Consider the following 22,139-nt stretch of genomic DNA (forward strand, 5'->3'; position numbering starts at 1 on the left):
TATCTTATCAATTATACCATATTTTATTCCATTACAGTAGTCTCACTTATTTAGGCTATTTCCAGTAGCTTTTCTAGTCAGAAAAAGGCTGGAATGTTATAATTCCAACCTCTTTTCAGTCCTTATTTCCAGTTTAAAATAGCATTCAAGCCATAGTGATCACTAACTTGTGGACTCTTGTTACCATCAAATACGACATGTAAATTTCCCACCGCTAACTCTTTGGTAGTAAAAACATAGTCGATTCGAAGGGGTTCTGTGTTCCCCTTCCAGCCATCAATTTCTGGTGGAACAGTATAGCTACCACTTTTCTCTTGAGCAACTTCAAATGCGTCTTGTAAGCCTAATGGACTAGCTAAAATAGCTTGGTAACCTTCCTGACCAGCTGGGTTGTTGAAATCTCCAGCAAGCAAAAGTGGCCTGTTCAATTCTTTCAAGGCAGTTTCAAATCGTGCCCATTCTTCTTGGAACCCTTTATCCCACCAAGAAAGGTGGACACTTGCAACTGCAAGCTCGTTACCATCAACTACAGTTTCAGCCAAGGCAACACGACGAGTATGATAATCTGTTGGATCATCCACATCTGAAACCAAAATTTCTCTTGCTTCAATAGGTGTTTTAGACAAGATAGCCACACCTTCATGGTAGCGGTCATAACCGATATGGTTATAGGCCCAAGTCCAGTAGTAATCTTTTCCTTGCTCTGATAACTTTTCAACCAAAAGTCTAACATAATGGTCTTGGTGAATAGGCTCAGCTGCTGGCAAAGCTTGATAAAGGTCATTAACCTCGACCTCTGGTGAAGTGATCTCCTGATTGATTTCTTGGAAACAAATCAAATCATAATCTTTATCAAGAATATCTTCAAGCAAGAGCTGGAATTTTTCCTCAGCTTCTTTTTCCATCCAGCTATGAGTATTGAGTGTTAAAAATTTCATGCTTTTCTCCTAAAACAAGAGGTTGGAAAACAGCTTCCAACCTCAAGTGTATTACAATTCTACTTTAGCAACTGCTGTTTTAGCTGCAAGAGAACCTGTTTTTTCTAATTTAACTGATTTAATAGCTTCAGCATTTGTGAAGACAACCACTGTTGAAGTTTCACGATCTGCTGCACGGATAGCATCCAAGTCAGCTGTGACAAGAAGATCACCTGCTACAACTTTTTGTCCTTCAGCTACATGAACAGTAAATGGTTTTCCTTCAAGACTTACTGTGTCCAAACCAATGTGAACCAATACTTCAAGACCTGATTCAGTCACAAGACCAAGAGCATGTTTTGTAGGGAAGATGCTTGATACAGTACCTGAAACTGGAGATACAATGTTTCCATTTGCAGGTTCTACAGCAAATCCGTCACCCATCATTTTTTGAGCAAATACTGGATCTTTCACTTGTTCCAAGGCAACAACTTGACCGTCTGCTACTGAGTAAACTTCCTCAGTAAGACCTTTGAAGTGAACAGTGTTTTGTTGCGCTTCTGTCATTTGACTTGGAAGAGTTTCAGGAATAATTTCACCTGAATCAAGGATATCTTGGATATCAGATTTCAATACGTCTGCTTTTGGACCGTAGATAGCTTGAACCCCTTGTCCTTTCATGACAAGACCCATAGCTCCTTCTGCTTTCCATTGCTCTGCATTTCCTACTTTATCAGCATCTTTAACAGTTACACGAAGACGAGTCATACATGCGTCAACATCAACGATGTTTGCACGTCCACCAAGAAGGTTAATAATGTTTACAGCTTGAGAACCTGCTGCAACTTTCACTTCGCTGCTAGCTTCTTCTGAACCTTCAGCAGTTTCGTAGTTTCCGTTACGCCCTGGAGTTGCGTAGTTGAATTTTTGAATCATGAAGTTTGCGATAAAGTACATGATTACGGCAAAGAGAACAGTTACCCAGATAAAGTTAACAATATCCATACCGATACCAGCGCTAATCGCAATAGGTGTACGAGTCAAGAACTCGATTGAACCGAATGAGTGCATACGTAGGTTCACGACGTCAGCCATAGCGAAGGCCGCACCTTGAACAAGTGAGTAAACAAGATACATAGGTGTTGCGACGAACATAAACATGTATTCGATTGGTTCAGTAACCCCTGTCAAGAATGTTGCAAGAGCAGTTGCAATCATCATACCTTTGTATTTGTGTTTCTTATCAGCATCAACATTACGGTAGATAGCCACAATCACACCCATCAAGATACCGAATGAACCGATCATTTGTCCAACTTTGAAACGAGCTGGGTGAACAGTATCTAACAATTGTTGGTAGTGACTTGCATCTGTACCTTTAAGGTTAACAAGGTCTGTTACCCATGCAAGCCATAGTGGGTCTTGACCAAATACTTGAGTACCTTTAGCTGCACCCGTCAAAATCTCATAAGTACCACCAAGAGCTGTGTAGTTCATTGGGATTGTCAACATGTGGTGGAGACCAAATGGCAAGAGCAAACGTTCCAAAGTACCATACAAGAATGGTGCAAGGATTGGAGCAGTTTCTTGTGAGTTGGCAATCCAGATACCAAAGCTATTGATACCTGTTTGAACTACTGGCCAAAAGGCAGCAAGTAGAATTGCAGCGATTGCTGAACGAAGAATAACTACAAATGGTACGAAACGTTTCCCGTTGAAGAATGAAAGTGCATCAGGAAGTTTACGGAAGTTGTAGTATTTGTTGTAAGCAGTTGCCCCTACAAAACCTGAGATGATCCCTACGAACACACCCATGTTCAAGGCAGGTGCTTCCATAACGCTAATGAAGTAATCAGCAACTTTGATTGATCCACCAAAGAGAGTTGTTACCATAGCTTCTGGATTTTTCAACATATCTCCTGATACGCCAAAGATTGTACCAGTGATACGGTTAATCAAGATGAAGGCAAGACCAGCGGCGAAAGCACCACCAGCACGTTCTTTAGCCCAGCTTCCTCCAATTGCTAGGGCAAACAAAATGTGAAGGTTACCGATAACCCCCCAACCAATTTGCTCAAGAATCCCACCTGTGATGACAAGTGGTGCAAAAGTTGGGTTAATCATCACAAGTGACTTACCGATTGAAATCATCAAACCAGCAGCCGGCATAACCGCGATAACCACCATCAAAGCCTTACCGAATTTTTGCCAAAACTCGAAAGACAAGACATTTTTGAATGTATCTTTCATCATTCAAATCTCCTTTATTTTTATTTAGGCAAACGTTTTACGAAAACGTTTGCACTTAGCTATGTATTAATTATACCACTTTATTTTTTTTTGTAAAGGCTTTTATAAAAAAAAGAAAGAAAAAAGAGAAAGTTTTTACACTTCCTCTTTTATATTTACATTATTATTCTGGCATTTCAAGAAATATAGTATTAAATCTTTAGGAAACGTCTCATTGATATACCAGATCCAATTGAACCAATAAAGATACCGATAACAAAAAGAAGTGCAATCATGAGAGGTATAAATATATCTGGTGTAATCATTGACAAGTTTTGCCCAATCAATGATTTATTTACAGATTGATAAACCATATTGTAAACAAAGAAAACTAAAACTGATGGGATTGCAGCACCAAACAAACCGATAAAGGCACCTTCTAATAAGAATGGACCTCTGATATAACCATTTTTAGCCCCCACCAAACGCATGATTTGAATTTCACGACTACGTGAAATGATTGTAATACGAATAGTGTTGGAAATTAAGAACACTGCTATAAAGATCAACAGACCAGCTATAACTAATCCCCAAACACGAATGAAGGAAGCAAGTTGGAAAAGACGCTGGGTATTTGCACCGCCATCTTGAACTTCTGACACACCTTCAATTTTTTTAGCCTCTTCAGCTACTTTTTGGACATCACTTGGGGTATTTGTATCTACTACGTAAGCATCGTAGAGTGGATTGGCATCCCCTTCAAAAACTTTCCAATCATCGCCCATCGTTTCAGTTAATTTCTGGTACTGCTCTTCTTTACTTGAGAAGGTAACACTTTTAACAGTGGGCATAGCTTTCAAAGCATCATATACCTTATGGTAATCATTATTGGTTACTGTTTGACCTTCTTTTACAATAGTCTCACTATTGTCGGCTACATCCTTACGAATGTAAACCATCACTCGGACATTGTTTTCAATATCGGTAGCCAATTTTGCCGTGTTAAAAATAACAGATGCAAACAAGGCAACAAGTGTCAAAGTAATCATAACCGAACTAACAGCAGCAACTGTCATCCAGCCATTTCGTTTCAAACTTTTTAATGATTCAAATAAATGACGAAAAAATCTACTAATCATCGTATCCATATTCTCCTTTAGCTTCGTCACGAACGACACGGCCATTTTCAATGGCAATGACACGGTGGCGCAAGGTATTTACAATCTGACTGTTGTGGGTAGCCATCAAGACAGTTGTACCTTGGAGATTGATGCGTTCCAACAAATTCATGATCTCCCATGAATTATCCGGGTCCAAGTTTCCTGTTGGTTCGTCCGCAATCAATACTTTGGGATTGTTTACAATAGCACGTGCAATCGCAATCCGTTGTTGTTCTCCCCCCGAAAGTTCATTTGGAAAAGAACGAACCTTATGCTTCAATCCAACCAAGTCTAAAACTTCCATAACACGTTTTTTGATATTACGGCGACTCTCACCAATAACTTCCATTGCATAGGCAATATTTTCATAGACGGTTTTCTTTGGCAAGAGTTTATAGTCTTGGAAGACCACCCCAACACTACGACGTAGAAGCGGAATATCTTTCTTCTTGATTTTAACTAGATTAAAATCTGCTACTGTTAAGCTTCCTTTTTCGATTTTGACTTCTCGGTACAAAGCTCTAATAAATGTTGACTTTCCTGCTCCTGAAGGTCCTACGATGTAAACAAATTCCCCTGGTTGAACGCTTACCGAAACACCACGTAGGGCAGTCGTTCCGTTGTCGTATTTTTTGACGACATCTCTCATTTCAATAATTGACATGTGAGTTCCTTTCTATCTTAGCTAATTCGCCACTTGAGATAGGCATCAATAAAACCATCTAGGTCTCCATCCATAACCTTATCTACTTGTGCAACTTCAAAGCTAGTTCGGTGATCTTTTACCATAGTATATGGCGTGAAAACATATGAACGGATTTGGCTTCCCCATGTGATTTCCTTTTTCTCACCCTTGAGGGAATCAACTTCCGCAGCTTTCTTTTCTTGCTCCATTTGATAGAGCTTAGCCTGCAACATCTTCATGGCACGATCTCTATTTCCATATTGGGTACGATCCACTGTTGATTGGACCACAGTTCCCGTAGGAATGTGTGTCAAACGCACACCTGTTGAAACCTTATTGACGTTTTGTCCACCAGCACCACCTGAACGGAAAGTATCCATCTTGATATCATCTTCACGGATTTCCACTTCAATGGTATCATCCAATTCTGGCATTACTTCCACCGATGTGAAAGAGGTATGGCGACGTTTAGCAGAGTCAAATGGTGAAATTCGCACCAAACGGTGAACACCCATTTCTGACTTGAGAAGGCCATAGGCATTAGGCCCTTCAAATGATAGGGTTACTGACTTAATACCAGCTTCATCTCCTGCTTGGTAATCCAAAACTTCTACTTTAAATCCTTTGGCATTTCCATAGCGAGTGTACATACGAAGTAACATATCACCCCAGTCCTGAGCTTCAGTACCACCTGATCCTGGATGGATTTCCAAAATCGCATTATTATGGTCATAAGGTTCTGACAAGAGAAGGGTCATCTCATAGCTAGTCATCATTTTATCGAGTTCTGATAACTGTGCAACCAATTCTTCATGCACTGACTCATCTTCAGCTAAAAAGTCTAATAAAATTTCAACTTCATCCTGCAACTCTTCCATTTTGTGGAATGTGTTGTAGGTGTTTTTTAATTCATTTAATTCTTGCGACGTTTTTTGGGCCGCGATATTATCGTTCCAAAAATCAGGTTCTGTCATCTTGTTTTCCAAGATGGCAATCTCTTCCTCTAGACCCTCGAGGTCAAAGAGACCCCCTGAAAGAAGCTAATTTTTCACGATTTGCGTCAATTTTCTGACGAATTTCTGAAATGTCCATAAATACTCCTTTTTTATATCGTTTTATTATACCATAATCTATCATTTCTTTCCATTTTTTGCTCTAATCCCTTATTGCACGCAAAAAGAAGCCTTTCGGCTTCCCTTCTTACAAGACTTTTGCTGAAGTTCGAGTAATTTCTTCTACTTGAATATTCTCTGATTCAAATTTTTCTTTCAAGGCTGGTAAATCAATTGAGCCATCGATTTGTACTTCGATAATCACCTTGCCATCTTTTCGTGGAATATTGACTGTATGGGAGATATTCAAATTTTCTTCTACAATCAAAGAAACAATCTTTCCGAGAACACCGACTTCATCTTCAGTAACAAAGCGCACACGAATTCCTTCTTCACCATAGCCAGCAATTTCAAGAAAGGCTTGGAAAACGTCACGGTCAGTAATAACACCATAGACTTGATGGTTATCAACAACAGGAAGAATACCAATCTTGTTTTTCAGCATCAGATAAGTTGCATCTTCTAGACTAGCATAACCTGAAACAGTAACAACATCTCGAATCATGACATCTTTTACTTTGGTCTTATTTAGAAGATAATTCATCTCATAGATAGAAAGACTGGTTGCTTTTGATGGACTAGCTTGCGCAATGGTTCCTTCAGTTACCAAACCAACCAATTGATCATTTTCGATAACAGGCAAGCGATGCAATCCTTGCTCTCTCATTAAATCTGCTGCATGAGATACAGTTGTATCTGGACTAATATAAACTACCTTACGGGTCATAAAATCTTTAACTGCCATGAGACTTCTCCTTTTCTATTCTTATCCCTATTATACAATCTTTTTGTAAATCTATCAAACGCTTACATTTCTTTTTCAAAATTTTGAATAATCAGAGAAGTTTTCATAAAATGCCAGTATAAATTAAGAGGGAACCTTAGTCCCCTCTCTTCTTAAATCGTAACAGTGTCTCGATCTTTTATCATATAACGTCTCAATGGGGTAAGACTAGCTAGCCAGTATAATAGGCCTCCGAATATCGCCGTAAAACCACTACCCGTTGTGACTAAGAAAATTGGACTTTGAATTTGTGCTGTTACAGGGTTGTAAACAAATAGTACTGCTACCAATAAAGAGATAAATACACAAGACAAGCCAACCAAGTTAAATCCCTTAGTAAACTCGTAAGCGTCATGACCTTCAAGGAAATAGGCTGAACGCAAGTCGAGTTTTCGTTTTCTTAAGATAAAGTAATCGACAACAATCATACCAATAATTGGCCCCTGAATATAAGCAGCTAGGGAGATGAAGGATCCGAAATACTCTTCCACTCCTCCCCAGATGGTGAGTAGACTCACGTAAATCATGGCAATCCAAACCATTAGCTTATAACTTACTTTAGGCATCCCACTTTTTACAATCATACAGTTCACGTATGATCCTGTCCCTTGGGTTCCAATATTGGCAAAGGCTACTAGTAGTAGACTTAGGAGTGCAAAGGCTGGAGTGCTTAGAGTTGATAGCATTGTTGTTGGATCACTTTCATAAACACCTGTTTTGACAAACATGGCTAGAGCCATAACTCCACCAGTCGCAACGAAGAATGGAGCCACAACTCCGTATGATAAGGCTGTAGCCCAATAACCACTGCGTTCTGATTTTGCTAAACGTGGTAAAACCAATGCCTGTGTAGACCAAGAGAAAGCAAAGGCAACATTTCCTTCCCCGGAGAGCATGAAGCGTTCTAATGGTGTCAAATCTCCTTGGGTGGCTGGTTGAATATTCATAATATCAGTTATGGGAACGGCGACAAAGCAGATTCCAACGATAATCAGACCGACAATCAACAAGGCGATAACCAAGAAACGATTGGTCCATTTAATCACTTCTGGACCTCCAAGAGCTATGAGAGTACCGAGAAGAACACAGAGGGTACCGAGAATAGGCGCCCATACTCCCTTTTCTAAACCAAGACCAAAATTGTTTGCCAAATGGATCATAGAACTGGCAAAAAGATTGGCCGCAACAGCATACCAGCCAAAGTTAGCCAAGCTAATAATGGTTGATAACAGGGCTACACCTCTTTTTCCTAGAACAGCTCTCAACCAAATCCATAAATCAATTCCATATTTAACGGCAAACAAAATAGGAAGACATTCAATAAAGACCCAGATAATGTTAAAGCTGAAAATATTAATCAACATTTGATTAAAGGTCAAATATTGAGCTACATAAGCCCCTTGGGTATAACACCAAGTTGCGATGGCAAAACCACTTGTCGATAGAAAGAGATCCCAAAAAGAATACTGACGATCCTTATTGGTCATGGGGACAATTCCTGTTATGGTTTCTTGTTGGATATAGTCATTCATTTGAGACATGTTATTGAATTCCTCCCGTCATTGCTAAGATAATCAAAACAAGGTTGATTAGGACAAAGAAGATGATTAAAATGAAATCACTTTTTAGAAATGGTTGAACAAACTCGTAGTTTGGTGACTCCATTTCTTCCAATCTTCTCTTTGTTTCAGTTGCTACTAATTCTTCAATTTCGGATGTAGTTTTCATCTTAGTTTTCCTCCCTATACAAATCAAGGGCCAGTTGTCCATATTGTTTAGTATAACGATACCAGATGTAGAGAAACTCACCAACTGGTTTTCCGACACTCTCCTGGAACAAAGCCCATAAGAACCAATAATATGAGGTCACTGCTACATAAGCTAAGTAGTGACGTTTGGTTTTCTTATCTGGTACTTCTTGTAGATAAATTTCAAGTACTTTTTCTGCGTCCTCTACAGTGTAGTTGGAACAAGCGATAAAAGTTCCCAAATCTCCTGCCGGCTCTCCCATTCCAGAATATTCCCAATCAATCAAGCTCATTTCACCTGCTTCATTCAACAAAAAATTGGGACTATAGGAATCACCATGACAAAGAACAACCTGTTTCGGATCATTCTGTAAATAGTTTTTGAGAATTGAAACAGTTTCATCCAATTCCTCGAGACCATCAAACTCAAATCGATTTCTAGCTTTCAATTTTTCTCTAAAATCATTAATTCCCTCAAATTGATCAAAGGAATGTCCCGTTTTTTCTCCAGATTGGTGCAAGCATCTCAAGAGGTCCATTGCTTTTGTCACATCATCCCAATTTTCATAATCAAGTTGCTTAGCATTGGGAATAAATTCTGAAATTTTCCAGCCCTCATACTTGTTCATAGCTACAAAGGTACGGTCAATCTCTAATTTTGCGGCAATTTCCATAGAAACTGCTTCACTAGCTCGATCAATATAATTTTCAGTTCCCCTGCCCGGATGACGGTAAACATATTTTTTCCCTATACAGTCAAATGAAAATGAAGTGTTGGTTAACCCATCTTTTAAAGGCTTGATATTGACAATATCTGATGCCACACACTTTAGTGTCTTACAGATATTATCAATAATAGCTGAGTCTGCATTTATCAAATAACGTTCATCAAATTGACGTAGTTCATCTAGTGAATCAAACTCTTTAACAATATCCGATGAATAGTGACGAGCTTCTAAAAGGAGTTCCTTGACATGGCGACTATAGTAATCCTCCCAAAGCTGTTCCCGATAAGGTTCGTGCTGAAACTCGGTTTCTAATATTTCTTTGAATTTCTCGCTAAATGCACGGTCAAAATACACGTGCCCCACCATGGCCCAAGAATTTTCCCCACCAATCTTGATATCAGTGATTGTGTGATTAGAGTCCTCTATAGCACAATATTCGTCCGTTTGACCTTCTGCAAATATAGTCGAGTAGTAACCTCTATAAATATATTGCTCAAAGGGATTTTCCACAAAATAATTATCCGATGAACAAATATAAGTGTTGGAAAGTTGATCTTTAACCAACATAAGAGACGAACAGTTATTATATTTGTAGTAATCATTGTTCACTACAATTTTTACACCAAATTTCTCAGCAAGATAGAACATTTTTTCTTGTAGATAGCCTACAATAACGGTGATATCCTCTATTCCTGCTTCTTGCAGTTGTCTAATTTCCCTCTCAATCAAGCGTTCACCCTTAACTTGAAGCAATCCTTTTGGAATTTCATAAGATAAGGGAGCAAAACGACTACTCATGCCAGCAGCCATTATAATAGCATTTTCTACTCGATAGGGGTCTAAAACTTTCTGGCCTAGTTCAGTTAAGTGATGCTCCTCATCAATCCACTTCTCTTCTTTCAATTTTTTCACCAATGCATTAACTGTACCTAAAGATAGATCTAGCTTTTCAGCTAACTGCCTCTGAGTGAAGGTCTTTTCTTTATGTATCAACATAAAACGCAAAAGTTTAAATTGTTTTTCTGTTACCATTTCTTAGTCCTCCTGTTCAATTTTTAATTATCCATATTATAATATGAACAAAAACAAATGTCAATTCAAACACGAAATCATCTAAGTAAAATTGAGACACCATTTCATTTATTTCCAAAATTCAAATATAAACGAAAAAGCTCCTAAGTTGGAGCTCCAGAACATTTTATCATCTGATGATTAGAAAAGTAATTCCTTGTTATATGATGATTGTTTGACCATCTTCATATAACGATTGAAACGTCCCCTGGATTTGATGACTGCTTCGCAATCTTTATTTGCAACCTAAACTAGTCTCCCAGACTATGCAAAGATTGCTTACGCAATCTCCATCTGCCGACTAAAAAGGTCCCCCGGACCTTTTTAACCACCCAGATATGCTTTTCTGACTTCTTCTGATGAAGCGAGTTCTTTTCCTGTTCCTGATAGAACGATTTTCCCTGTTTCCAATACATAGCCTCGGTCAGAGATTGCGAGTGCTTTATTGGCATTTTGTTCAATCAAGAGGACGGTTGTTCCTTGTTTCTGGATGTCTTGAATGATATCAAAAATCTCTTGGATAAAGATTGGGGCAAGTCCCATTGATGGTTCATCTAAAAGAAGAAGTTTTGGTGTTGACATGAGGGCGCGTCCCATGGCAAGCATTTGCTGTTCTCCCCCTGAAAGAGTAGCTGCATCTTGGTTCTTCCGTTCTTCAAGACGTGGGAAGCGTGAGAAAACTTTCTTCAAATTAGCTTGATTTTCTTCACGATTTTTCTTTAAGAAAGCTCCCATTTCTAGATTTTCCATAACAGTCAAGCCAGGAAAGACGTGGCGTCCTTCTGGTACTTGTGAAAGACCACCTGCTACGATTTTCTGAGCTGGCATTTTTTGGATTTCTTGACCTAAAAATTCAATCTTTCCTGAACTCGGTCTAACCAAACCAGACAAGGTACGGAGAATGGTTGTTTTACCAGCACCATTGGCACCGATAAGGGAAACAACTTCTCCTTCATTCACTTCAAAGCTTACATCACGGACTGCTTGGATCATGCCGTAATGCACAGAAAGATTATCAACTTTTAACATAGACATTAGGCTTCACCTCCTAGATAAGCTTCGATAACGCGTTTATTGGTCTTAATTTCGTCAGGAGTTCCTTGTGCAATCAAACGGCCATACTCAAGTACGTAGATACGTTCTGTTACTTCCATGACCAGATTCATATCGTGTTCAATCAGCATGATTGTAATCTTAAATTCATCTTTGATGCGACGAATTAACTCAGTCAATTCGGCTGTTTCCTGCGGGTTCATACCTGCGGCTGGTTCATCCAAAAAGAGAATTTTAGGTTCCGTAGCGAGAGCACGAACAATTTCCAAACGACGTTGTTGGCCGTAGGCAAGATTTTTAGCAAGAGTCTCTGCATCACCATCTAAATCAAAAATTTTCAGCAATTCCAAGGCTTTAGCCTTTAATTCTTTTTCACTCTTGTAAAAAGCTGGTAGGCGTAAGAAACTAGCAAAAACATGTTGTTTGTGATGGTTGCCAAAGGCAATCAAAACATTATCCAAAACCGTTAAATCTTTAAAGAGACGGATATTTTGGAATGTACGTCCAAGTCCCAAAGAAGCAATCTTATAAGGTGACTTTCCATTCAAAAGGTGACCATCTAGGGTTACTGTTCCCTCACTTGGTTCATAAACACCCGTCAAGAGGTTGAAAAGGGTGGTTTTCCCAGCTCCGTTTGGACCGATTAGTCCAACCAATTCCCCTTCGTTCAATTCAAGAGTCACATCTCCAACAGCTGTTAGACCGCCAAAATGTTTGGTTAACTGTTTTACTTCAAGTAATGCCATTAGTTTTGTTCCTCCTTCTTAGATTTTTTAAAGAAACGTGATAGGCTCAATTCCCATGTTCCAAGAAGTCCGCCTGGTCTGAAAATCATTACCAATACCAAAGCCAAAGCGTAGATAATCATACGCACGCTAGCAACATCTTGGAGAAGCATATTCAAAATTCCCAGAACAATAGCTGAAACGATTGCACCTGTAATGGAACCAAGTCCACCAAATACAACAATAATCAAAACATTGATTGAGTTGATGAAAGTGTAATCTTTCGGTACAACTGAACCGATAAATCCTGCCTGAAGTGACCCTGCAATACTTGCAGTAATGGCACCAAAGACAAAGGCGATGATTTTAATTTTAGTCGTATTAACCCCAACTGACTCAGCAGCGATTTCATCCTCACGAACAGAAAGGGTTGAACGACCAATTGGACTACGCAAGAAGTTCAAGGTTGCAATAGTTGTAATCACGACAAAGAAGTAAACCATTTGCCAAGTTGTAAAGTTAGGAATTCCCAAGATACCTGCCGCACCATTTGTAAGGCTTCCGCCATTGATGATAAAGATACGGATAATTTCAGAAACACCTAGAGTCGCCACCGCAAGGTAATCCCCCTTCAAGCGCAAGGTTGGAATTCCGACAAGCAAGGCAACTGCTCCTGAAAGCAAAGCCCCTATCAGCATAGCTCCAAAGAAGGCACCGTAGGTTGGTGATTTAGATCCAATAATAGCAGCGGCATAGGCACCAATCGCCATGAAACCAGCATGCCCAAGTGAAAATTGTCCTGAAAAACCAACGATTAAGTTGAGACCAACAGCCAAAATAATATTAATTCCAATTTGTTGTAAAATCTGTACATAGAATAGGTTGAGTACTCCGACTGAAACCAGTACACTAATCAAGCCATAGCCAGCTAATAAAAGGAGTAACCATAGAATATTAACTTTTAAATTTTCCTTCATCGTTTACACCTTCTCTTTCACATTTTTACCAAGAATACCTGCTGGGCGGACAATCAAGATCAACAACAGGATTCCATAAACAATGGCATCACGGAAGTCTGACATTCCAAAGGCTGTCGCAAAAGTTTCCAATAAACCAATCACAAAACCACCAAGAGCCGCACCAGGAATAATCCCGATACCACCAAGTACTGCGGCAACGAAAGACTTAAGACCTGGAGTAACCCCCATCAAAGGCTCAAGAGAGTTATAATAGAGGGCAATCAGAACACCAGCTGCACCAGCAAGAGCTGAACCCAAAGCAAAGGTAAAGCTGATAGTACGGTTTACATTGATCCCCATCAATTGTGCCGCATCGCTATCTACAGATACAGCACGCATGGCTTTCCCCATCTTTGTTTTTTGGACAATGACTTGTAACAAAATCATCAAAATCAAGGAAATGGCCAAGATCATTAACTGCACATTTGTTAAGCTGATTGGTCCCAAATCATAGCGAACTGTTTGAATCGCTTGAGGGAAGGCACGGGTATTGGCACCAACCAGATAGACCATCCCATACTCCAATAGGAAAGAAACCCCAATAGCCGTAATCAAAACAGCAATACGAGTAGAGTGACGCAAAGGTCGGTAAGCAAGGAACTCAATCACGACACCAAGAATGGCTGTCGCTAACATAGCTACAATAAGAGCTACAAAGAAATTCATTTGGAAAGAATTAATCAAGAAATAACCGATAAAGGCTCCCATCATATAAATATCACCGTGGGCGAAGTTGATGAGCTTGATAATTCCGTAAACCATGGTATATCCTAGGGCTAACAGCGCATAAACACTACCTAGAATCAAACCATTTACTAGTTGTTGGAGCATAAGATTCACTCTTTCTATTTATAATTTCGAGGGTTTTCCCTCACTTTTTATAAGTTCTTATACTCAATAAAAATCAAAGAGCAAACTAGGAAACTAGCCACAGGCTGTACTTGAGTACGGCAAGGCGACGTTGACGCAGTTTGAATTTGATTTTTGAAGAGTATTAAACATCGAAACAGGGAGTGAGTCAGAGGCTCATTCCCTATTTCAACATTTTTCTATTATGGTTTTACAACTTCTGCTGCTTCAACCTTACCATTGTTCATGGTCATCATGTAAGCAGTTTTGACTGTGTTGTGGTCTGCATCAAAGCTTGTTTGACCAGTTACACCTTCAAAATCTTTTGTTTTAGCAAGGTTATCCTTGATTTCACCAGAGTTTTTAGCACCTTTTGCTGCGTTTGCTACAAGGTGAACTGAATCATAAGCCAAGGCTGCAAATGTTGAAGGCTCTTCGTTGTACTTAGCACGATAAGCATCAAGGAAGGCTTTTGCTTTAGCTGAAACTTCTACAGTAGTTGAGAAACCTGAGATAAAGTAGATGTTTGATGCTTTTTCAGCAGTTGCTTGTTGTACAAACTCTTCACCGTTAAATCCATCACCACCAACGATTGGTTTGTCAATTCCCATACCACGCGCTTGGTTTACAATTTTACCAGCTTCAGTGTAGTAACCAGGAACGATGATAGCATCAAAGTCTTTCCCTTTCATTTTTGTAAGGGCTGCTTGGAAGTCTGTGTCACCTGCTACGAAAGTTTCATCTGCAACGATTTCACCTTTGTAAGCTTCACGGAAGGCTTTGGCAATATCTTTAGCATAGTCGCTGGCATTGTCAGTGTAAAGAACAACTTTCTTAGCTTGCAATTTTTCAGAAACATAGTTTGAGATAATTTTTCCTTGGAAGCTATCTTGGAAAGTTCCGATAAAGAGGTAATCTTGACCTTTAGTCAATCCATCTTGAGTCGCACTTGGCGAAATCAATGGAACACCTGCTTTTGTAGCGTTCGCTACCGCAGCTGCAGTCGCACCAGATGTCGCAGGTCCTACGATTGCTGATACTTTAGATTGAGTTACAAGGTTAGTTGTTACTGAAGCCGCCTCAGCTGTTTCAGACTTATTATCTTTATCGACTACTTCGATTTGTTTTCCGTCGATACCACCTGCTGCATTGATTTCATCAACGGCCAATTGGGCACCTTTTTGTTCAGATGTACCGTAAGCTGCTACGGCACCAGTTTCCTCGAAGTTAAATCCGATTTTGATTGTCTTTTCATCTACTGAGTTACCAGCAGCGTTTGACGCTCCAGACTTCACTTCTCCACAGGCTGCAAGAAGTGCTACACTTGCAAGCGCCACAAACGATAGGGCAAATTTTTTCTTCATCTTTTTTGTCTCCTTATTCTTAAATAGCATGTTAAGAATATACCGAATTATCAGAAAATTGTCAACACTTTTCTTGAACTTTTTCGATGATAACGTTTTCCCTTCGATAAAGATTGCCCACAAAGGGTGTTTCCAACTCTTGGATATGACAAACTCTGACTTTTTTTATAAACTTTTCCTTGCCCAAGCGCCCGACCAATTGCTCCATTTCTTGAGTTGGAACATAGAGTTGTAAGTAACGATGTTTCTTGGAATGATAGGTAATATCTCCATAATCCTGCAGTTTTTTTGCATCACGATTATAGTAAAGATAGATAATCAAGCCAGATCGATTGACTTTTTCAAACATGATAAATCCTCTTTCTAAGAAATCTCCCCCTATTATACCAAAAAAAGCAAACTCAGTCGAGTTTGCCTTCTTTAATCATTAGTTCAATGAATTGTTGGCCATGATTTCATCAATAAAGCCATATTCAAGTGTTTCTTGGGCGCTCATCCAATTATCGCGTTCTGCATCTGCATGGACTTTTTCGATTGACTGACCTGAATTTTCAGCCAAGATTTTTTCCAAGATGTTACGAGTTTTGAGCAAGTGTTCTGCAGCAATCGCCATATCGGTTTGTTGAGTACCACCACCTGTACCACCCATTGGTTGGTGGATCATATACTCTGCATTTGGAAGCATGAAACGTTTGCCTTTTGCTCCACTTGATGCAATGACCGTCCCCATAGATGCAGCCATCCCCATAACGATAGTTTGGACATCTGCCTTGATAAAGTTCATGGTATCAACGATTGCCAAACCAGCTGAAACTGAACCACCAGGTGTATTGACATAAAGGTAAATATCTTTTGTACTGTCTTGGGCATCCAAGAAAAGCAATTGGGCAATAACAGAGTTAGCCATATTGTCTTCAACTGGACCTGTCAGCATGATGATGCGGTCTTTGAGAAGACGTGAGTAAATATCGTAGGAACGTTCTCCACGACTTGTTTGTTCAATAACTACAGGAATCATTCATTTCTCCTTTTGAGTTTTAATTTTGTTGGTCAAATGACTGAAGATAAGACTATTATAATATCTTGGTCAAAAAAGGTCAAATTTTTGCTCTGTTTTCATCAGACAGAAACAAAAATTCAACCTCCTTTCACGACTGGAAATTCTTTTCCAATTCATTCTTCTTTTCGATTTTATTTCGTACCGAACAAGCGGTCCCCAGCATCCCCAAGACCTGGAACGATATAACCGTGTTCGTTCAAGCGTTCATCCAAGGCTGCTGTAAAGATTTCTACATCTGGATGAGCTTCTTGAAGGGCTTTTACACCTTCTGGAGCAGATACAAGGCAGACAAATTTGATATTTGACGCGCCACGTTTTTTAAGAGAATCAACAGCTAAGATTGCTGAGCCACCTGTTGCCAACATTGGGTCTACGACAAAAATTTGACGTTGGTCAATATCTTCAGGCAATTTCACCAAGTACTCAACTGGTTGAAGCGTTTCTTCATCACGGTACATACCGATGTGGCCAACTTTAGCAGCTGGAACCAAGCTCAAAAGTCCATCCACCATCCCGATACCTGCACGCAAGATTGGAACGATAGCCAATTTCTTACCTGCCAATTGTTTTTGAACTGTTTTTGTGATTGGTGTTTCGATTTCTACATCTTCTAGTGGAAGATCACGAAGTACTTCATACCCCATCAACATTGCAATCTCATCTACTAGCTCACGAAAAGCTTTTGTAGAAGTATCTGTACGACGCAAGATTGACAATTTGTGTTGAATCAGTGGATGATTAATAACTTCAATTTTTCCCATTTTTGGAATTCCTTCTTTCAATTTATTCTTCTTATTATACCAAAAAACGGTTTAAAAATCTTTCTAAACCATTTATTTTTGATAATTTTTCACATTAAATCAGCCTCTTTAAGAGCTGTCTGTACTGTCTCAAGTGGTAAATGGGTCAATTCTGTTCCTTTTTCTTGATAGAGGTATTGGGCGTAGTCGTCCATTCGGTACTGGTTGATATAAACCACGCGCTTGCAGCCGACCTGCAGCAATTGTTTTGTACAGTTGAGACAAGGAAAATGGGTCACATAGGCTGTAAAGCCTTTAGGAACACCACGTTCTGCACCTTGAAGGATAGCATTAACCTCAGCGTGAAGGGTGCGAACACAGTGGCCTTCGATGACCAGACATTCGTGATCAATACAATGCTCGGTTCCTGACACCGAACCATTGTAACCAGTGGAAATAACCTTATTATCTTTTACCAGAATCGCGCCCACTTTGGCACGTTTACAAGTGGAACGATTGGCAATTAGTAGAGCTTGGGCTGCAAAATACTCATCCCATGCTAGTCTTTCTTCAGTCATATCTCTTCTCCTTTTTCTCTATTTTTTAAAAAATGGTAACCGTAAATCTGCAATCTTTTCAGCAGGTACCTTCATGCCATCCTTGATCCATTTTAAAAGGACTGAGACGATGGCTGAACTCCAGAAGGAATGAAGATAAGAGCTGACACCTTTTGATTTTCCATGGTATTTTTCCAGAAACTCCTGCATGGCTTGGACAAAGATTTTTTCCAGATGGTAATCCAAGGCCAGTTGAATCACTCTGGCTTCCTTTCTTGCTTCTCGAAAAAGGTGAACCCAGACCAGATAAAGGTCTGTCTTTAAATCATAATGATGCAACTGTTCCATAATATTGTGGACAGTTCGTTTAAAGACGCTTTCTAAAATCTCCTCTTTAGAATCATAATTGCGATAAAAAGCCGCACGCGAAACGCCTGCACGTTTGACCAATTCAGAAATACTAATCTTGGTCAAGTCCTTTTTTTCCAAGAGCTGCAAGAGGGCTGTTTCGATGGCTTCTCTAGTTAATAAATTGGATTCTTGGTTTGATTTTCTGAGATTTTCAAGAGATTTTTCAGAGATTCTACGTTCAGACATAACATTTTCTTTCTACTTGTCACAACAGACAGATGAGGCTTTTGTTTCAAGGGTTTTCATGATATAATTGTAAAAAAAGACAGAACCTTTGTCAATGTATAACTGACAAAGATGGAGAATTTCTATGACTTGGAAGATTATTGCTGACTCTGGTTGTGATTATCGTCAACTGGCAAAACCAGCTATTGACACGACCTTTGTAAGTGTCCCCTTAACCATTCAAGTAGCTGATCAGATTTTTGTTGATGATGCCAGTCTTGATATTGACCAAATGATGGAAACCATGTATGCAACTGCAGAAGCTTCAAAATCAGCTTGTCCAAGCCCAGATGATTATTTGCGAGCATTTGAAGGTGCCAAAAACATTTTCCTAGTAACCATCACCGGTACTCTTTCTGGCAGTCACAATAGTGCTCAACTGGCCAAGAATATTTATCTGGAAGACCATCCTGACACTAAGATTCATGTAATTGATAGTTTGTCTGCTGGTGGGGAAGTTGACTTGCTCGTAGAAAAATTGAATGACTTGATTGACCAGGGCTTATCTTTTGAAGAAGTGGTTGAAGCTATCAATGCCTATCAAGAAAAAACCAAGTTGCTCTTTGTTCTAGCAAAGGTCGATAACTTGGTGAAGAACGGCCGTTTGAGCAAGCTTATCGGTACGGTCGTTGGCCTTCTAAATATCCGTATGGTCGGAGAAGCTAATGAAACTGGAACCCTTGAATTGCTACAAAAAGCAAGAGGAGCAAAGAAATCGATTCAGGCAGCCTATGAAGAGTTAGTGAAAGCAGGATATGCTGGTGGTCGTATTGTCATGGCTCAACGCAATAACGAGAAATGTTGCCAACAGCTCTCAGACCGAATCCGTGAAAATTTCCCACAGGCGGATATTAAAATTCTCCCAACATCTGGTCTCTGCAGTTTTTATGCAGAAGATGGTGGTTTGCTGATGGGGTATGAAATTGATTAATTGCATTCTTGACAAGAGGTGGCCGTCATCTCTTGTTTTTTTGTGGTACAATAGAGCTATGAAACATTTTGATACTATTGTCATCGGTGGAGGTCCTGCTGGCATGATGGCTACGATTTCCAGTAGCTTTTACGGGCAGAAAACACTTCTCATCGAAAAAAATCGGAAACTTGGAAAAAAATTAGCTGGAACTGGCGGTGGTCGTTGCAATGTCACCAATAACGGAACTCTAGACGATCTACTCGCTGGCATCCCTAGAAATGGGCGCTTTCTCTACAGTGTCTTCTCCCAGTTTGATAACCATGATATCATTAACTTTTTTACAGAAAATGGTGTTAAACTTAAGGTCGAAGACCACGGCCGCGTCTTTCCTGCTAGTGACAAATCGCGAACCATAATCGAGGCTTTGGAAAAGAAAATCACTGAGCTAGGTGGTCAAGTTGCTACTCAAACAGAAATTGTTTCGGTTAAAAAAATCGGTGAACAGTTTGTCCTTAAGTCCGCAGACCAAAGCTTCACTTGTGAGAAACTCATTGTCACAACTGGTGGTAAATCTTATCCTTCTACTGGTTCGACTGGTTTTGGTCATGAGATTGCCCGTCATTTTAAACACACCATTACTGAGCTTGAGGCAGCTGAAAGTCCTTTGTTGACAGATTTTCCACACAAGGCCTTGCAGGGGATTTCGCTGGACGATGTGACCCTAAGCTATGGTAAGCATGTCATCACTCACGATTTGCTCTTTACCCACTTTGGTTTGTCAGGCCCTGCTGCCCTACGTATGTCTAGCTTTGTCAAAGGTGGTGAGCTTCTCTCTCTCGATGTCTTACCTCATCTTTCTGAGGAGGACTTGGTTGTATTTTTAGAAGAAAATCGGGGAAAATCCTTGAAAAACGCTTTAAAATCTTTATTACCTGAGCGTTTGGCAGAATTTTTTGTGCAAGGCTATCCTGACAAAGTCAAACAACTGACTGAAAAGGAACGAGAACAACTTCTCCAGTCCATCAAGGGACTAAAAATCCCTGTGACTGGTAAAATGTCCTTAGCTAAATCCTTTGTTACCAAGGGTGGTGTCAGTCTTAAGGAAATCAATCCTAAAACTCTAGAAAGTAAGCTGGTCCCTGGCCTCCACTTTGCTGGTGAGGTACTGGATATCAACGCCCACACAGGTGGCTTTAACATCACTTCTGCCCTCTGTACTGGCTGGGTGGCGGGATCAAACCCAATCTAAATCTAAATTATTCAATGGCTAAATCAGCCCCAAAAGAAAGGAACTACTTTGGAACATATTATCTTGTTAAGGGGAGTTACTCCTAATGGAAAAAATGCTATCCCTAAAATGTCTTATCTAGTAGATATCTTGACAGAAGCTGGTTTTCAACAAGTTCGAACCTATATTCAAAGTGGGAATATCATTCTTGAAAGTGACTTAGATTTAGAAAAAATACGAGAACGTGTCCATACTCTAATAAATGAAAATATTGGTGCTGACTTAAAAATGGTAATCAAGAACAAAAGTGATTTTAAAAAAATTGTCCAAGAAAACCCGTTTGAAGAACACTATCTTTATGACCGTATACACGTGATTTTTTATCAAGAATCTATTCAAAGTCTCCCTTTAGAAAAATTGAAAATTGATTATGGTGAAGAAGAAATTTGTATCGGTAACCATTGTCTTTACCTCTATCTCCCTAGAACTGCAAAACAAAAGAAACTCCATACCAACTATCTTGAAAAGCTTTTTAATGTAGATTTGACAATGCGAAAACTAAATGTAGTAGAAAAATTATTAAGCAAGTAGTGCTTGAATTTAGTAAAAATCGGAAGAATACTCCTCCGATTTTATTTTGTCTGAGTTTGGACATAGTGGGCAATCACATCTGATGTGTACTGGGCTGTTCCAATTCCAAATTTGTCAATGTTTTCCTTAAACTCTGGGTTATAGACGTAGCCTTTACCGATATGACCGAATACTTCAATAGAGCAGTCGAATCCATAAGTACGGATGGCTTGCAAGAGTTTAGTGGCTTCTTCTTGATTTTCGGTTGCTGTTACAGGCAGTCCAGCTTGAAGATTTTGTGACAAGGATCGAAATACTTGATTGAAGGCAGCCGTAGCTTCGTCTTCGTGACCTTTTTGGCGCTCGAGCGCTTGGTCCATCACTTCTTGTCCATATTTCTCTACCGCCTCTTGGTGGTATTTTTGATGGTCTTGGTAGTTAAATCCAGCAAATTTCTCTTGAATGCTCATTTCTCTTTCTCCTTTTTGTTCTTGAATGGTTTTTTGCAAGGTTGAAATCAAGGTATCCAGATGTTCCCTTTCTCGAGTCAAATAGTCCAACTGCCTGGTCAAATGAGGCAATAAATCTTCCCTTTCTTCCTTTAATAGCTCTGCTATTTTTTCTAAAGAAAAACCTAGATATTTGTAATAAAGAATAACCTGAAGGCGTTCCAAATCCTCCTGACTGTAGGTTCGATAGCCGTTTTCCGACTTTAAAGGAACCAAAAGTCCTATCTTATCGTAGTGGTGTAGGGTCTTGACAGAGACGCCCGAAAGCTGCGCAGCTTCTTTTATATGGTACATTATTTCCTCCTTATACTCAATGAAAATCAAAGAGAAAACTAGGAAGCTAGCCGCAGGCTGTACTTGAGTACGGTAAGGCGACGCTGACGTGGTTTGAATTTGATTTTCGAAGAGTATTACATTGATAGTATAACCCCTCCCCTCAGGTCAGAGTCAAGCGTTTTTGCGAAATTTTTTACTTTATCATA

The 22,139-nt window shown here is 39.6% G+C and carries 23 protein-coding genes; 3 read left to right on the forward strand and 20 right to left on the reverse strand.

What is annotated here, in order from left to right:
• Positions 1-122: 122 nt before the first annotated feature.
• From M594_RS07090 to M594_RS07180, 19 genes are all read right to left on the reverse strand, one after another.
• Complete coding sequence (locus M594_RS07090) at positions 123-938, reverse strand: endonuclease/exonuclease/phosphatase family protein (protein ID WP_173876361.1); 816 nt, start codon at positions 936-938, stop codon at positions 123-125.
• Positions 939-989: 51 nt separating this feature from the next.
• Entirely contained in the window at positions 990-3,170 is a 2,181-nt protein-coding gene (locus tag M594_RS07095; protein WP_173876362.1) for a PTS transporter subunit IIBC, read from the reverse strand.
• A gap of 188 nt (positions 3,171-3,358) precedes the next feature.
• Complete coding sequence (gene ftsX, locus M594_RS07100; RefSeq protein ID WP_124787747.1) at positions 3,359-4,285, reverse strand: permease-like cell division protein FtsX; 927 nt, start codon at positions 4,283-4,285, stop codon at positions 3,359-3,361.
• The gene (gene ftsE, locus M594_RS07105; protein ID WP_125452598.1) at positions 4,278-4,970 is read right to left on the reverse strand and encodes a cell division ATP-binding protein FtsE; all 693 of its coding nucleotides are present in this window, start codon (positions 4,968-4,970) and stop codon (positions 4,278-4,280) included. Before ftsE ends, ftsX begins: the two co-directional genes overlap by 8 nt.
• Before the next feature lie 17 nt (positions 4,971-4,987).
• A protein-coding gene (gene prfB, locus M594_RS07110; RefSeq protein WP_125386088.1) for a peptide chain release factor 2 occupies positions 4,988-6,083 on the reverse strand; the annotation gives its coding sequence in 2 pieces (ribosomal slippage) (positions 4,988-6,010 and positions 6,012-6,083; 1,095 coding nt in all).
• Between the two features lie 108 nt (positions 6,084-6,191).
• Positions 6,192-6,848: a CBS domain-containing protein gene (locus M594_RS07115; protein WP_000268666.1), complete on the reverse strand. Its 657-nt coding sequence runs from the start codon at positions 6,846-6,848 to the stop codon at positions 6,192-6,194.
• A 152-nt stretch (positions 6,849-7,000) separates the two neighbouring features.
• Complete coding sequence (locus tag M594_RS07120; RefSeq protein ID WP_125452596.1) at positions 7,001-8,428, reverse strand: cytosine permease; 1,428 nt, start codon at positions 8,426-8,428, stop codon at positions 7,001-7,003.
• 1 nt (position 8,429) lies between these two features.
• Positions 8,430-8,615, reverse strand: a complete 186-nt coding sequence (locus M594_RS07125; RefSeq protein ID WP_125452595.1) for a hypothetical protein — start codon at positions 8,613-8,615, stop codon at positions 8,430-8,432.
• Between the two features lies 1 nt (position 8,616).
• Entirely contained in the window at positions 8,617-10,395 is a 1,779-nt protein-coding gene (locus tag M594_RS07130) for a phosphotransferase (RefSeq protein ID WP_173876363.1), read from the reverse strand.
• 363 nt (positions 10,396-10,758) lie between these two features.
• Positions 10,759-11,469 (reverse strand): ABC transporter ATP-binding protein, encoded by a 711-nt coding sequence (locus tag M594_RS07135; RefSeq protein WP_000062200.1) that lies wholly within the window; start codon positions 11,467-11,469, stop codon positions 10,759-10,761.
• Positions 11,469-12,233: an ABC transporter ATP-binding protein gene (locus M594_RS07140; protein WP_001185997.1), complete on the reverse strand. Its 765-nt coding sequence runs from the start codon at positions 12,231-12,233 to the stop codon at positions 11,469-11,471. Before M594_RS07140 ends, M594_RS07135 begins: the two co-directional genes overlap by 1 nt.
• Entirely contained in the window at positions 12,233-13,189 is a 957-nt protein-coding gene (locus tag M594_RS07145; protein ID WP_000662286.1) for a branched-chain amino acid ABC transporter permease, read from the reverse strand. The genes M594_RS07140 and M594_RS07145 overlap by 1 nt, the downstream gene beginning before the upstream one ends.
• A 3-nt stretch (positions 13,190-13,192) precedes the next feature.
• Positions 13,193-14,062: a branched-chain amino acid ABC transporter permease gene (locus M594_RS07150; RefSeq protein WP_000941421.1), complete on the reverse strand. Its 870-nt coding sequence runs from the start codon at positions 14,060-14,062 to the stop codon at positions 13,193-13,195.
• A 221-nt stretch (positions 14,063-14,283) separates the two neighbouring features.
• The gene (locus M594_RS07155; RefSeq protein ID WP_173876364.1) at positions 14,284-15,444 is read right to left on the reverse strand and encodes an ABC transporter substrate-binding protein; all 1,161 of its coding nucleotides are present in this window, start codon (positions 15,442-15,444) and stop codon (positions 14,284-14,286) included.
• Positions 15,445-15,505: 61 nt separating this feature from the next.
• Entirely contained in the window at positions 15,506-15,793 is a 288-nt protein-coding gene (locus M594_RS07160; RefSeq protein WP_173876365.1) for a YlbG family protein, read from the reverse strand.
• A 78-nt stretch (positions 15,794-15,871) separates the two neighbouring features.
• A complete protein-coding gene (clpP, locus tag M594_RS07165; RefSeq protein WP_000613471.1) occupies positions 15,872-16,462 on the reverse strand; it encodes an ATP-dependent Clp protease proteolytic subunit ClpP in 591 nt (196 codons plus the stop codon).
• A gap of 173 nt (positions 16,463-16,635) precedes the next feature.
• Positions 16,636-17,265: a uracil phosphoribosyltransferase gene (gene upp / locus M594_RS07170; protein WP_000515974.1), complete on the reverse strand. Its 630-nt coding sequence runs from the start codon at positions 17,263-17,265 to the stop codon at positions 16,636-16,638.
• A gap of 89 nt (positions 17,266-17,354) precedes the next feature.
• Positions 17,355-17,822: a deoxycytidylate deaminase gene (locus tag M594_RS07175; protein ID WP_023947240.1), complete on the reverse strand. Its 468-nt coding sequence runs from the start codon at positions 17,820-17,822 to the stop codon at positions 17,355-17,357.
• Positions 17,823-17,840: 18 nt separating this feature from the next.
• Positions 17,841-18,398 carry a TetR/AcrR family transcriptional regulator gene (locus M594_RS07180; protein ID WP_000004136.1) on the reverse strand — a complete coding sequence of 186 codons (558 nt, stop codon included), beginning with the start codon at positions 18,396-18,398 and terminating at the stop codon, positions 17,841-17,843.
• A gap of 124 nt (positions 18,399-18,522) precedes the next feature.
• Here M594_RS07180 and M594_RS07185 point away from each other — a divergent pair, with 124 nt between their 5' ends.
• The 3 genes from M594_RS07185 to M594_RS07195 are packed head-to-tail and all read left to right on the forward strand — an operon-like array spanning position 18,523 to position 21,169.
• The gene (locus M594_RS07185; protein WP_173876366.1) at positions 18,523-19,368 is read left to right on the forward strand and encodes a DegV family protein; all 846 of its coding nucleotides are present in this window, start codon (positions 18,523-18,525) and stop codon (positions 19,366-19,368) included.
• A gap of 58 nt (positions 19,369-19,426) precedes the next feature.
• Positions 19,427-20,599 carry an NAD(P)/FAD-dependent oxidoreductase gene (locus M594_RS07190; RefSeq protein WP_173876367.1) on the forward strand — a complete coding sequence of 391 codons (1,173 nt, stop codon included), beginning with the start codon at positions 19,427-19,429 and terminating at the stop codon, positions 20,597-20,599.
• Positions 20,600-20,647: 48 nt separating this feature from the next.
• Positions 20,648-21,169: a DUF1697 domain-containing protein gene (locus M594_RS07195; protein WP_173876368.1), complete on the forward strand. Its 522-nt coding sequence runs from the start codon at positions 20,648-20,650 to the stop codon at positions 21,167-21,169.
• Positions 21,170-21,210: 41 nt separating this feature from the next.
• Here M594_RS07195 and M594_RS07200 read toward each other — a convergent pair whose 3' ends face one another.
• On the reverse strand, positions 21,211-21,951 hold the full coding sequence (locus M594_RS07200; protein ID WP_173876369.1) for a MerR family transcriptional regulator: 741 nt from the start codon (positions 21,949-21,951) through the stop codon (positions 21,211-21,213).
• Positions 21,952-22,139: the final 188 nt, after the last annotated feature.

It is taken from the genome of Streptococcus mitis, assembly GCF_013305725.1.
GTDB lineage: Bacteria > Bacillota > Bacilli > Lactobacillales > Streptococcaceae > Streptococcus > Streptococcus mitis_BO.